Below are 13,189 nucleotides of genomic sequence, written 5' to 3' on the forward strand. Positions count from 1 at the left end.
TTGCCGCTCTCAGCACCGACCAGGTTGTCGCCCTGACGGCAAAGCAGCTCGCTGGCCTCTCTACCGACACGGTCGCCGCTCTCAGCACAGACCAGGTCGCCGTCCTCACCAGCAAGCAGATCGTCGCCTTCACGAGCGCCCAGGTCGAAGCCCTCACCTCCGAACAGGTGGAAGCTCTCACCAGCTCGCAGATCGCAGCGCTCGGCTCGTCGGCACTCTCCACCATCAGCTCGGACGAACTGGCTTCCTTCACCACCGATGAACTGGCCGCCATCAGCGTCAAGGCTCTGTCCGGTCTCTCCTCTGCCGCTCTTGCCGGTATCACCACCGACAACATCACGGCCCTGAACAGCAAGCAGATCGCCGCTCTCAGCAGCGACCAGCTCGCAGCCCTCTCGTCGGACCAGGTTGCCGCACTCTCCACCGACCAGATCGTCGCCCTGACGGTGAAGCAGCTCTCCGGCCTCTCCACTGACTCGGTCGCCGCTCTCAGCACAGACCAGGTCGCCGCCCTCACCAGCAAGCAGATCATCGCCTTCAACTCCGGGCAGGTAGAGGCTCTCTCCTCCGAACAGATCGAAGCGCTGAACAGCTCGCAGATCGCAGCCCTCGGCTCCTCGGCACTGTCCACCATCAGCTCCGACGAGCTGGCAACCTTCACCACGGATGAGCTGGCCGCCATCAACGTGAAGGCTCTGTCTGGTCTCTCCTCCGCCGCTCTTGCCGGTATCACCACCGACAACATCACGGCGCTGGACAGCAAGCAGATCGCGGTTCTCTCCACCAGCCAGATCTCGGGTCTCTCCTCCGATCAGGTTGCAGCTCTGAGCACCACCCAGATCTCGGCTCTGACGGCAAAGCAGCTCTCGGGCCTCGCTACCGACACCGTCGCGGCCCTCAGCACCGATCAGGTTGCCGCCCTCAGCAGCAAGCAGATCGTTGCCTTCTCCAGCGGTCAGGTAGAGGCGTTCTCCTCCGAACAGATCGAAGCGCTGACCAGCTCGCAGATCGCAGCTCTCGGCTCCTCGGCACTGTCCACGATCAGCTCGGACGAACTGGCTACCTTCACCACGGATGAGCTGGCCGCCATCAGCGTCAAGGCTCTGACCGGTCTCTCCTCGGGTGCTCTTGCCGGTATCACCACCGACAACATCACCGCTCTGAACAGCAAGCAGATCGCCGCCCTGAGCAGCAGCCAGATCTCCGGTCTCTCGACCGACCAGGTCGCAGCACTGAGCACGAGCCAGATCAACGCCCTGACCGCCAAGCAGCTCTCCGGCCTGTCCACCGACACAGTCGCAGCGCTGAGCACCGATCAGGTCGCGGCTCTCAACAGCAAGCAGATCGTTGCCTTCACCAGCAGCCAGATTGCGACCCTGACGAGCGAACAGGTCGAAGCCCTGACGCCCGGCCAGATCGCAGCCCTGAGCTCCTCGGCAATCGCAGCGATGGACGCAGACGAGATCGCCACCTTCTCGACGGCTGATATCGCAGCCATCGGCGTCAAGGCTCTCTCGGGTCTGTCCACTGACGACATCGCAGGCCTCACCTCCGACCAGGCCCGCGCCTTCACCAGCCAGCAGATCGGCGCCCTGAACAGCGCGCAGGTCGAAGCGGTCATCGCGGCTTACAACGACGTCTAAGCCGAACATCTCGGTCTGACATGAGGCGGCGCGGTTCACACCGCGCCGCTTTTTTTGCGTCCGCTTTCGGGGTTGCGGCCCCCCGGAAACGACCAGCCCGACGCAAGTCTGTTCCTGTAGCAAGGCGAACGAGCTCTTTTGCGAACCGTTCAACAGCCGTTGCCGCAGGATGTCCATGACCGTCAGCACCCCCATTCACGCAGATCCCAATGCGCCCCTCCTCCATCTGATGGGTCGGGCCCGCAACCAGCAGCTTTCGCTTTCGGAGCTCTTCCAGAGCGCGGAGAGCCTCAGCGCGGGCGGGCACAGGGCGCATGCGGTGGAGCTCTACAAGACCTGGATCGCCTTCAACGACACCAACCCGCTGCTGCATCTTGCCTATTTCAATTACGCGGTTTCCCTTTCGGGCGCCGGCGATGCTGCGGGAACCATTCACGCGCTTCGCGCGGCCATCCGCATCAACCCGCAATTCGGCCAGGCCCATATCAATCTCGGCCGGACGCTGGAGGATTGCGGGCTGGTCGGGCAGGCCGTGCAGCAATGGCGCGGCTTCGTCGACACGACGGCGGACGTGACGCCGGACCGAATCAACAACCGGCTGCTCAGCCTGCAGCATATCGGCCGCGTGCTCGAAGGCACCGGCCATCTGGAAGAAGCCGAGGCCGCCCTGTGGCAGGCCATGGAACTGTTGCCGACGCGCACGGAAGCCGCGCAGCACTGGATTTCGCTCCGGATGCGCCAGTGCAAATGGCCGATCGTCTCCTCGTCGCTGCACATCACGCCGCGGCAGTTCATGGACGCCATGTCGTCCATGACGATCGCCTGCTACACCGACGATCCGTTCTTCCACATGGCGAAAGCCTATCGCTATTCCCAGACGGCCGTCGGCCGGCCCGCCGATCTCAAGGCCTTCGTGCGCAAGCCGGTGCGCCAGAAATCGGGCACCGGAGAGCGGCTGCGCGTCGGCTACGTCTCCTCGGACCTGCGCCAGCACGCGGTCGGCTTCGCGCTCAGCGAGGTTCTCGAACTGCACGATAAATCATCAGTCGAGATCTTCGCCTATTACTGCGGCGAGCCGGCGCCGATCGACAAGACGCAGGCGCGAATCAAGCAGGCGGTCGACCATTGGCGCGATATCAGCCCGCTCAGCGACCTGGACGCCGCGCGCCTGATCGCGACCGACCAGATCGACGTGCTCGTCGACGTCAACGGCTATACCAAACACGCGCGCACCAAGATTTTCGCCTACCGGCCGGCACCCATCATCGTCAACTTCTGCGGGTATCCGGGCACGGTCGCGAGCCCCTACCACCAGTACATGATCGCCGACGAGCACATCGTGCCGCCGGAAAACGAGATCTATTACACCGAGAAGGTCCTGCGTATCCCCTGCAACCAGCCGGTGGACCGCAAGCGCCTGGTCTCGCCGCGCCCGATGCGCTCGGCCGTCGGTCTGCCGGAAAACGCCTTCGTCTTCGCGAGCTTCAACGGCATGCAGAAGATCACCGCCCCCTGCTTCCAGCGCTGGATGAGCATCCTCACCGCAACGCCGGGCAGCGTGCTGTGGCTGCTTGCCGGTGACGACAGCGTCAACGAGAGGCTCAAGCAGCTCGCGACGCAGAGCGGTATCGCGCCGGAGCGAATCATTTTCGCCGGCAAGGCGCAGAACCCGGACCATCTGGCCCGAATCGGCCTTGCCGACCTCTTCCTCGACACCTTCCCCTACGGTGCGCATTCCACGGCCGCCGACGCCATCACCCAGGGCCTGCCGGTGCTTACGGTTTCCGGCAAGAGCTTTGCGTCGCGCTTCTGCGGCAGCATCGTCACGGCGGCCGGCATTCCCGAACTGGTCTGCGCCGACCCGGACGCCTATGTGCAGAAGGCCATCGCCTTCGCCCGGAATCCGGCGAGCCTCGCGGCGGTCCGGCAATCGCTCCAGGCCCAGCGCGAGACCTGTGCGCTGCGCGACATGGACCGCCTCGCGCGCCGACTCGAAGAACTGTACTGGCAGATGCAGGGCGATGCGGAACGCGGCGAACTGCCCGTGCCGGACCTGCGCAACCTCGACGTCTATTACGAGGTCGGGGCCGAGCTTGCGGCTGCGGGCATCGAATTCGAGACCGACGAGGCCTACCGTCAGCGCTACCGGGCCGAACTTACCGCGCTCAGCGAGCATACTCCCCTCTATCCGGACGCGCGCCTCTGGCAGACGGCCGGTTAAACTCCAGCCGCGAGCGCGCCAAACGTGAGAACGCAGGACGGGATGCCATGCGCGTAAAAGAAAAAATCCTCATCGTCGGCGCCGGACTGTCCGGCGCCGTCATCGGCCGGGAACTCGCCGATGCGGGCTACCGGGTCGAGATCATCGATCAGCGCAATCATATCGGCGGCAACTGCCACACGGTGCGCGACGAAGCGACCGGCGTGATGATGCATATCTACGGGCCGCATATCTTCCACACCGACGATACCGAGGTGTGGGACTATGTGAACGGCTTCCAGACCTTCATGCCCTACAAGAACCGCGTGAAGACGACGAGCGGCGGCCAGGTCTATTCGCTGCCGATCAACCTGCACACGATCAACCAGTTCTTCGGCAAGACGTTCCGGCCCGACGAGGCGCGCGCCTTCCTGGAAGACCAGGGGGACAAGACAATCACCGATCCGCAGAGCTTCGAGGAGCAGGCGTTGCGATTCGTCGGCCGCGATCTCTACGAGGCCTTCTTCAAGGGGTATACCCAGAAGCAGTGGGGCTGTTCGCCGACCGAGCTTCCGGCCTCGATCCTGAAGCGGCTGCCGGTGCGCTTCAACTACGAGGACAACTATTTCTTCCACAAATACCAGGGCATGCCGGAGACCGGCTATACTGAGATGATCGAGCGCATCCTCGACCATCCAAATATCGGGGTGACGCTGGAAACCAGCTTCCGGCGTGACCAGACCGAAGGTTTCGCCCACGTCTTCTATTCCGGCCCCCTCGACGGCTATTTCGACTACGAACTCGGCCGGCTCGGCTACCGCACGCTGGATTTCGAGCGCTTCACCTATGACGGCGACTACCAGGGTTGCGCGGTGATGAACTATGGCGACGTGTCGGTGCCTTATACGCGCATCACCGAGCACAAACATTTCTCGCCCTGGGAAGAGCATGCGGGCTCGGTCTGCTACCGCGAATTCTCGCGGGCCTGCGAGGCCGACGACATCCCCTACTATCCCATCCGCCTCGTCGAGGAGAAGGCGCAGCTTGCCGACTATGTCGCACGCGCGGAACAGGAAGCGGGCGTCACCTTCGTCGGGCGGCTCGGCACCTACCGCTATCTCGACATGGATGTGACGATCCGCGAGGCGCTCGATACGGCCCGACTCTATCTCGCCCGCAGGGCGGAGGACGCCGCCATGTCGAATTTCCTGCGGTCGCCGCTTTAAGACAAGGAAAAAGGCCCCGGAAAACCGGGGCCTTCTGATGGACTTGAAGGATTAAGCCTCGCTTTCCGATTAACGGAAGAGCTGGAGGATGCCTTCGGAAGAGGAGTTGGCGATCGACAGCGACTGGATGGCGAGCTGCTGCTGGGTCTGCAGGGCCTTCAGGCGGGTCGATTCTTCGTTCATGTCGGCGTCGACGAGGCGGCCTACACCGCTGTCGATCGAGTCCGTGAGCTTGGAGACGAAGTCTTCCTGCAGGCCGATACGCATCGAGATCGAGCCAAGCTCGGCGGCTGCGCTGGTCATTGCCGAGAGCGACGTTTCGACGTCGGAGAGGAACTCGCCGATATCGGCCGGGGTCATCGTGTCGTCGAGTTCGATGTCGATGACGGCGGTGCCGGAAACGGCGCCGGCCGTACCGAGGATACCGGCGGCGAAGTCGATGTCGGTGCCATCATGGCCGAAGAGGACGTTGCCGTCGGCGGCGGAGTTGAAGGTGTAGGTGGTCGTCTTGACCGAGACGGTGTCGTCAGCGGCGCGGACGAAGCCCGAAACGACGGACTTTTCGACGGCATCTTCGCCGGCAACCCAGTTTTCGCCCGAGAAGGAAGCCGATTCTGCAATGCTGCGCAGCTGGTCCTGAAGCTGGGTGAGTTCTTCCTGGATCTTCGCCTTGTCGATACCTTCTTCCGTGGCCGCAACAAGCTTGGACTTGATTTCCTTGACGACTTCGATCGCCGAGTCCATCGCCGCATAAGCGGTGTCTACCTTGGCGGCGCCGAGGCCGAGGGCGTCCTGAACAGCGGAAAGCGCCATGTTGTCGGAACGCATCGTGGTCGCGATCGACCAATAGGCGGCGTTGTCGGCTGCACCAGCGACGCGCAGGCCAGACGAAACGCGGGCCTGGGTTTCTTCCATGTTGCTGCCGATGGAACGCAGGGTCTGGAGTGCGGTCATTGCCGCAATGTTCGTCAGAATGCTCGTCATGTCTAAGGTGCCCCTTGAGTGGCTGAAACTGGGAGAAGGGACATTCCGGGGTCGCCGGGTAACGGTGGTCAGCATCATGCCTGCTAACCGGTTAAGTTTCTTGGTTAACCCACCGTTTCGATGAGCACAGAAAACCGCATTAAGGTTAAGGAAGTCTTTAGCGCGGAATAAAAAGCAAAAAACCGCACCCGTTGCCGGGTGCGGTTCTTTGTAGGGATGGGGTGCGGTCAGCCTCCGCGCCTTCCCCCGATGGTCGATTAACGGAAGAGCGACAGGATGTTCTGCGATTCGCCGTTGGAGATCGAAAGCGCCTGGATGGCCAGCTGCTGCTGGGTCTGGAGCGCCTTGAGGCGGGTCGACTCTTCGTTCATGTCGGCGTCGACAAGGCGGCTAACGCCCTGGTCGATCGTGTCGGAGAGCTTCGAAAGGAAGTCGTCCTGCAGGTTGATGCGCATGGAGATCGAGCCGAGCGTACCAGCTGCGTCCGTCATTGCGCTGAGCGCGTCTTCAACGTCGGAGAGTGCGCCGGCGAGGGCGTCGCCGTCCATGGCGCTGATGTCGAGCGTGTAGACTTCGTTGCCTTCGGTGCCTGCGGTGCCGAGGATACCAGCGCTGGTGTCGACGTCGGTGCCATCGTGACCGAACAGCACGTTGCCGGTCGCACCGGTGTCGAGCGTGTAGGTCGTCGTCTTGACGGAGACGCCATCGTCAGCCGAGCGAACGAAGCCGGAAACGACCGTCTTGTCGCCAGCAGCGCCGGCAATCCAGTTTTCGCCGTTGAACGATGCGGATTCCGCGATGTTCAGGAGCTGTTCCTGGAGCTGGGTGATTTCCTTCTGGACCTTCGCCTTGTCAACGCCTTCTTCGGAAGCGGCAACGAGCTTGGTCTTGATCGTCTTTACGACCTCGATAGCGGCGTCCATACCGGCATAGGCGGTATCGACCTTGGCGGCACCCATGCCGAGCGCATCGGATACGGCCGAAAGAGCCATGTTGTCGGAGCGCATGGTGGTCGCGATCGACCAGTAAGCGGCGTTGTCCGAGGCGCTGCCAACGCGCAGGCCGGACGAAATGCGGCCCTGCGTCGTTTCCATGTCGTTGCCGATAGAACGCAGCGTCTGGAGAGCTGCCATTGCAGACGTGTTGGTGAGAATGCTCGCCATTCTAGTTGTCCCTTTTTTTACAAAATACTGGTGGGGACATACCGGACTGAAAACTTACCGGTTACGGCGGTTCGGCATCATGCCAACTCGGTTTCTTCAGGGCTCTGAAGGGATACCAAACCCGTCGTGTGAGCCCCAACCTCGCAGCCAATCCTTGCCAACTTCTTAAATCGGGCAAACGGCCGCAACCCGTTGAAAAACAGGGTAAACAGCGGGTAAAATGATATGGTTAATGAGCTCTAACTGAAGGAGCGGACGAGGCTTCCGACGAGCAGATTCCAGCCGTCGATCAGCACGAAGAACAGGATCTTGAAGGGCAGCGAAATCGAGGTCGGCGGCAGCATCATCATGCCCATGGCCATGGTGATGGTGGCGACGATCATGTCGATGACGAGGAAGGGCAGGACGACCAGGAAGCCGATTTCGAAGCCGCGTCGGATTTCCGAGATCATGAAGGCCGGGATGACGACGCGCAGGTCCGCGATGTTGTTCTGGACGACCGTCTGGCCACGCTCTTCGGCAAGCGAGATGAAGAGCTCGAGGTCCTTGTCGCGGGTGTTGGCCACCATGAATTCGCGGAAGGGTTCCGCAATGCGCCGCATCGCTTCGGTCTCGTCGATCTGGTTGGCGATCATCGGCTCGACGCCGTTCTGCCAGGCGCGGTCGAAGGTCGGCGCCATGACGTAGAAGGTCATGAACAGCGCGAGCGACACGAGAATCATGTTGGACGGCGTGGTGGCAAGCCCCATGCCGGAGCGCAGGATCGAAAACGCGATGACGAAACGCGGAAAGCTCGTCACCATGATGAGAATGCCGGGGGCGACCGAAAGGACGGTCAAAAGCCCGAAGGTGCGGATGATCCAGGACGCGACCGAGCCATCGATGGGCGCGTTAAGGAGATCGCCCGGCAGCTGCAACTGCTGCTGGGCGTAGGCCGCACCGGTCATCGCCATCATGGCGACGAAGGTCAGAAGGGCTCGAATCATTCGATCACAAAACTTCGGAACATGACGTTGGTTACGCGCCCTTCGGACCGAAGGTCAACCCGCTCCTGCAGGTCTTCCCGGAGATATTGGAAACCGCGGGGTCCCTGCACCTGCTGGAGCGAGACCGTGCGCATGTAGGCCATGATGTCCTGGTGGATTTCTTCGGCCAGAACCACGTCCGGAACGCCCTTGAACATCAGCGCGACTTCGAGGCGCACGCGGTTGTCGGAGGGATAGGCGAGATTGCTGGTGATCGGGTCGAGCAGCACGACGCCGTTCGCCGGAGTGGAGATATGCGGCACGGCCTCCGCCGCATCGCCTTCCGCACCGCCGCCATGGCCGTCTCCGCCAGCGGCGGCCTCGGCTGCCGCGACATCTTCCGCCGGCTTATCGGTGGGCGGCGGGGCCAGCATGTTGCCGACGAGCCAGCCGCCGCCGAGCGCCAGGACCGTCAGCACCGCGATTGCCGCGATGGTGATGACCAGCGAGGGCTTCTTCTTCTCCTCGACGACTTCCGCTTCGTCCGCCATGATTTTCTTTCCGGGTTGCTAGGGTTTGGCGTCAGATCGGCGAGAGCAGGTCGACGGCCTGTTGGCCCCATGGCGGCTGCTGCACTTCGGTCAGGCGGCCGCGGCCCCCGTAAGAGATGCGGGCTTCCGCGATGCGCTCGTAGGCGATCTGGTTGTCGGAATCGACGTCCTGCGGGCGCACGATGCCGGCAACGTTCAGGATGCGGAGCTCGTGGTTGACGCGCACTTCCTGCGAACCGCTTATCAGGAGATTGCCGTTCTCGATCACGCCCGTCACGACCGCGGCGACGAGCAAATTCAACCGTTCGGAACGCTCCGTCGTGCCGTCGCCCTTGGTGCTGGTCGACGAGCCGTAGTTCAGGTCGGCTTCCGTATCAGTCTTGAAATTGTTGCCCGAGCCGCCGAAGCCGAGATTCATGCCGCTCTTGTTGGTGCGGGAGCGGTCGGTCTTGTTGTCGAAGGTCGCCCGGTCGTTGACGCGGATGTTGACGGTCAGGATGTCGCCGATCTTGAAGGCGCGCGAATCCTTGAAGAGCGCTGACTGCTGGTCGCTCCAGATCGAATAGCCGGACACCGCCGTGCGCGGCTGCTTCGGATACATGGCAAGCTGCGGGGTTTCCGCATAGTTCAGCCCGCTGCCGATCGGGCTCATCGCCGGCGCCTTGCCGATCTCGTTCAAGGCCTGGCTGGAGCAGCTCGACAAAGCTAGCGCGACGGCGAGTGCTGAGGCGGTCTTCTTCATGACGGGTCCTTTGACGTGTTCGGGTCGCCCGCAATCGCAATAAGGCGGGTAAGCAGCGCGGCCTTATCGGCCGGCATTTCGGCAAGGATGGTGCTCGACTGGCGCGGCGGCAGCTTCATGATGATCGCCGAGGCGATCTCCGGATTGATCTCGGCGAGCTGGCCGGCAGCCGCATCCGGCTTCATCTTGCGGTAGATCTCGACGAGGCCGCCCTCTGCCATCTTGAGGAAGTCGTTTCGGCGTTTCAGCCAGTCCTCATATTCCGCCCGCCGGGCTTCCAGCGTCTTGATGCGCTCGTCGACATCCTTCTGGAGGTTCTCCAGCTCCTGCTTCTGGAGGAGATAGCGCTGGTCGCGCGCCGCGTCCGCGATATTGGTGCAGAATTCGCGGATCTCGTCGGCGGTCGCCTTGGTCGTCATGATGACCGGGCGCTCCTCGGCGAAGGCGCCGGGAATGGCCATCAGCACGAAGCCCGCCATCGGCAGCGCGAGCTTGCGCGCCAGCGTCTTCACGGCTGTGAGGGTCGATACGGTGGTCATTGCAACACCAGTTCTGCCTGGAGGGCGCCTGCGGTCTTGATGCTCTGGAGGATCGAGATGATGCCGTCCGGCTTTACGCCGATGCTGTTCAGCCCGGAGACGAGCGAGCGCAGGCTGGAGCCGTCGAGCAGCGCGACCGTGCCGCCATCCTGCTGGACGAGAATGTCCGTGTTCGGCTCGACCGCCGTCTCGCCCCTGGAGAAGGGTTCCGGCTGCACGACCTTCGGCATCTCGTTGATCTGCACGGTCAGCGTGCCGTAACTGACGGCGACGGGCGAGATCCGCACATCCTGGCCGATGACGATCGTTCCCGTGCGTTCGTTGACGACGACGCGCGCCGGCACGTCGGTCTCCACGACGAGGTTCTCGATATCGGCCATCAGCCGCGCAAGGTCGGCCATCTTCGGCTTGGCGATATAGACCGACTGCGAATCACGCGATTCGGCGATCGGCGCGCCATATTGCGCGGCCGCATAGCGGTTGATGGCGTCAGCCATGCCGACGGCGGTGGAAAAGTCGGGGTTGCGCAGTTGCAGCACGAGATCGGACGAATCCTTGAAGCGCGAGGGAAGCTCGCGCTCGATGATCGCGCCGTTCGGCACGCGGCCTGCCGTGGTTACACCCTGCTGCACGGTGGCCGCCTCGCCGCCGGCGCTGATGCCGGTGACGACGATCGAGCCTTGCGCGACCGCATAGATCTGGCCGTCGGCGCCGGACAGCGAGGTCATGACCAGCGTGCCACCGCGCAGTGACGATGCGTCGCCGAGCGAGCCAACGGTCACGTCGATGCGGCTGCCGGGGCTGGCGAAGGGCGGCAGCGTCGCGGTAACGAGCACGGCGGCGATGTTTTTCGCGCGTGTCTGCGTGCCGACCATCGAGATGCCGAGGTTCTGCAGCATCGCCCGCATGGACTGTTCGGTAAACGGCGACGAACGCATGCTGTCGCCGGTGCCCTGGAGACCGACGACGAGGCCGTAGCCGATAAGCTGGTTGTCGCGGCCCGCCTGGAGCGAGGCGACATCCTTGATGCGGGCGGCCGGCAGCGCCGGGCCTGCCGCGAGCAGCAGGCAGGCGATCATGGCAAGGGCGTGGGAGAAGAGGTTACGCATCATTTCGCCACCACATGCACGGTTCCGTCCGCCATGACCGTGCCGGAGACGGTCACGCCCGAATCCTTGTTGCGGATGCGGATCAGTTCGCCGGCAGCGCCATCCTGCAAGGGGGTGCCGGACGCCCGAATGACGAGCGATCCGTTGTCGAAGACCATCTGCACGGTCGTGCCGCGCGACACGAGGAAGGGTTCGCGCAGCGCCGAGACGAGAATGACGCGCCCCGGCAGCAGCGTGCGCTTGGTCACGAGCCCACTGACCTCGTCGACATTCTGGGCAAAGCCCTTGACGATGTTGGGGTTTGTGACCTCGACCACTTCGAGCTGTCCCGCCTGGATCTCCTCGCCGGGATAGATGATGCGCTTGGGCACGACCGCGGTGCGCGTGTCGGCAAGGGCCGCATCGGCCACGAGAAGACCGACGAGCGCGGCGGGCGCGACAAGGGCCGCGCGCCACCGGATCGACCGGGTCTTTTCTTTCCGAAGAGCTGCTATCAGGCGAAACATCATGTTCCCCGCATGTCCGGTTGTTATCTCAGGTTCTTGCTGACCACGGCCGCCATTTCGTCCGCCGCCTGGATGATCTTGGAGTTCATCTCATAGGCGCGCTGGGCGGAGATCAGGTCGGTGATTTCCTTGACCGGATCGACGTTCGAGGCTTCCAGGTAGTTCTGCTGGATATAGGCGAAGCCCGCTTCGTCCGGGGCGCCGACATTGGCCGGGCCGGAGGCTGCGGTTTCGCGGAAGAGGTTTTCGCCGAGCGGCTCAAGGCCGGCCTCGTTGACGAAGTTCGCCAGCGTGATCTGGCCGAGTTCCTGCTGGTCACCGGCGACGGTGGCATAGACCTGGCCGGACTTGCTGACGGTGACTTCCGTCGCGTCGGCCGGAACGTTGATGCCCGGCACGACCGTGTAGCCGTCCAGCGTCACGAGCTGGCCGTCAGCATTGGTGTTGAAGGCGCCGGCGCGGGTGTAGAGCGTCGTGCCGTCCGCCGCCTCGATCTGGAACCAGCCGCGGCCGATCAGCGCGAGGTCGAAGGAGTTGCCGGTGCTGGTAAGGCCGCCCTGGAGGTGCAGGTTGCGCACCGCAGCGGTCTTGACGCCGAGGCCGACGATGGCGCCTTCCGGCACCACGGACTGGTTGGCGCGGTTCGGCACGCCGGCGGCGCGCTCCGTCTGGTAGAGAAGGTCGGAGAACTCGGCGCGGGCGCGCTTGAAGCCCGTCGTGTTGATGTTCGCGATGTTGTTCGCGATCACTTCGAGATTGGTCTGCTGCGCGTTCATGCCGGTGGCGGCAATGGCAAGGGCTTTCATGTCCGGTCCTCAGATCTGCATTCTAGCGACTTCGAGATAGGCGGTGACGACCTTGTCGCGGATGGCGATGGCGGTCTGCAGCGACTGCTCGGCGTTCATGACGGCATCGACCACTTCGCGGGTCGAGGCCTTGCCCTGGATGGCTTCGAAGGACTTGGTTTCGCTGAGCTTCAGCGAGTTGGCCGCGTCGGTCGCCATGTCGCCCATCACCTGGGCGAAGCTCATTCCGGTTGCGGTTCCCTGCGCGGCGGCAGCGGAAACGGGGTTCGACGTTTCCGTCACACCCGAAAGGGGATTGGCGGAGAAGAGCGAATTGACGCCCTTGATGCTCTCGATCATTGCGATGCCCTCAGGAGGTCGATGGTCGCGCTGATCAGGTCGCGCGATTGTTTGATGCTCTGCAGGTTGGCTTCATAGGAGCGGTTGGCTTCCCGCATGTCGGCCATTTCGACCAGCATGTTGACGTTCGGCATCTTGACGATGCCCTGTTCGTTGGCCGCCGGATTGCCGGGGTCGTATTCGGTCGAGAATTCGCCTTCGTCCACGCCCAGACGCTCGACCTCTACGAGCGCCGCGCCGGTCGCCCGGTCAAGCTCGGCCGCGAAGGTCACGGTCTTGCGACGGAAGGGGTCGGCACCCGGCGTATCGCCTGTGGAGCGGGCGTTGGCGAGGTTTTCCGAGACGATACGGATGCGGGTGGATTGCGCCTCAAGTCCCGAGGCCGCGACTTTCAGTGAAGCTATGAGCGGATCCAT

General features: G+C 63.2%; 13 protein-coding genes and 1 pseudogene. 3 read left to right on the forward strand and 11 right to left on the reverse strand.

Annotated features, from left to right (window positions below; all coding sequences use genetic code 11):
• The 3 genes and pseudogenes from AC1Q6Z_RS27895 to glf all read left to right on the forward strand — a co-directional run.
• Positions 1 to 1,643, forward strand: a pseudogene (locus tag AC1Q6Z_RS27895) (beta strand repeat-containing protein); the annotation flags it as partial.
• Between the two features lie 175 nt (positions 1,644 to 1,818).
• Positions 1,819 to 3,864, forward strand: a complete 2,046-nt coding sequence (locus AC1Q6Z_RS27900) for an O-linked N-acetylglucosamine transferase, SPINDLY family protein (protein ID WP_492649942.1) — start codon at positions 1,819 to 1,821, stop codon at positions 3,862 to 3,864.
• Between the two features lie 47 nt (positions 3,865 to 3,911).
• Positions 3,912 to 5,069, forward strand: a complete 1,158-nt coding sequence (gene glf / locus AC1Q6Z_RS27905; RefSeq protein WP_492649943.1) for a UDP-galactopyranose mutase — start codon at positions 3,912 to 3,914, stop codon at positions 5,067 to 5,069.
• A 69-nt stretch (positions 5,070 to 5,138) separates the two neighbouring features.
• Here glf and AC1Q6Z_RS27910 read toward each other — a convergent pair whose 3' ends face one another.
• From AC1Q6Z_RS27910 to flgC, 11 genes are all read right to left on the reverse strand, one after another.
• The gene (locus tag AC1Q6Z_RS27910; RefSeq protein WP_256120734.1) at positions 5,139 to 6,053 is read right to left on the reverse strand and encodes a flagellin N-terminal helical domain-containing protein; all 915 of its coding nucleotides are present in this window, start codon (positions 6,051 to 6,053) and stop codon (positions 5,139 to 5,141) included.
• Positions 6,054 to 6,310: 257 nt separating this feature from the next.
• A complete protein-coding gene (locus AC1Q6Z_RS27915; protein WP_256120735.1) occupies positions 6,311 to 7,216 on the reverse strand; it encodes a flagellin N-terminal helical domain-containing protein in 906 nt (301 codons plus the stop codon).
• 239 nt (positions 7,217 to 7,455) lie between these two features.
• On the reverse strand, positions 7,456 to 8,202 hold the full coding sequence (gene fliP / locus AC1Q6Z_RS27920) for a flagellar type III secretion system pore protein FliP (RefSeq protein ID WP_256120736.1): 747 nt from the start codon (positions 8,200 to 8,202) through the stop codon (positions 7,456 to 7,458).
• Positions 8,199 to 8,732, reverse strand: a complete 534-nt coding sequence (locus AC1Q6Z_RS27925) for a flagellar basal body-associated FliL family protein (RefSeq protein WP_492649944.1) — start codon at positions 8,730 to 8,732, stop codon at positions 8,199 to 8,201. Before AC1Q6Z_RS27925 ends, fliP begins: the two co-directional genes overlap by 4 nt.
• Before the next feature lie 31 nt (positions 8,733 to 8,763).
• A complete protein-coding gene (gene flgH / locus AC1Q6Z_RS27930) occupies positions 8,764 to 9,474 on the reverse strand; it encodes a flagellar basal body L-ring protein FlgH (protein ID WP_256120738.1) in 711 nt (236 codons plus the stop codon).
• Positions 9,471 to 10,013: a MotE family protein gene (locus AC1Q6Z_RS27935; protein ID WP_319318398.1), complete on the reverse strand. Its 543-nt coding sequence runs from the start codon at positions 10,011 to 10,013 to the stop codon at positions 9,471 to 9,473. The genes flgH and AC1Q6Z_RS27935 overlap by 4 nt, the downstream gene beginning before the upstream one ends.
• Positions 10,010 to 11,122: a flagellar basal body P-ring protein FlgI gene (locus AC1Q6Z_RS27940; protein ID WP_492649957.1), complete on the reverse strand. Its 1,113-nt coding sequence runs from the start codon at positions 11,120 to 11,122 to the stop codon at positions 10,010 to 10,012. The genes AC1Q6Z_RS27935 and AC1Q6Z_RS27940 overlap by 4 nt, the downstream gene beginning before the upstream one ends.
• Positions 11,122 to 11,631, reverse strand: coding sequence for a flagellar basal body P-ring formation chaperone FlgA (gene flgA / locus AC1Q6Z_RS27945; protein ID WP_256120740.1), 510 nt, complete (start codon positions 11,629 to 11,631; stop codon positions 11,122 to 11,124). Before flgA ends, AC1Q6Z_RS27940 begins: the two co-directional genes overlap by 1 nt.
• A 20-nt stretch (positions 11,632 to 11,651) precedes the next feature.
• Positions 11,652 to 12,434 carry a flagellar basal-body rod protein FlgG gene (flgG, locus tag AC1Q6Z_RS27950; protein ID WP_256120741.1) on the reverse strand — a complete coding sequence of 261 codons (783 nt, stop codon included), beginning with the start codon at positions 12,432 to 12,434 and terminating at the stop codon, positions 11,652 to 11,654.
• Positions 12,435 to 12,443: 9 nt separating this feature from the next.
• Complete coding sequence (gene fliE, locus AC1Q6Z_RS27955) at positions 12,444 to 12,773, reverse strand: flagellar hook-basal body complex protein FliE (protein WP_256120742.1); 330 nt, start codon at positions 12,771 to 12,773, stop codon at positions 12,444 to 12,446.
• A complete protein-coding gene (flgC, locus tag AC1Q6Z_RS27960; protein ID WP_256120743.1) occupies positions 12,770 to 13,189 on the reverse strand; it encodes a flagellar basal body rod protein FlgC in 420 nt (139 codons plus the stop codon). The genes fliE and flgC overlap by 4 nt, the downstream gene beginning before the upstream one ends.

The sequence above is a fragment of the Shinella sp. GW835-FHT14H05 genome (assembly GCF_058793575.1).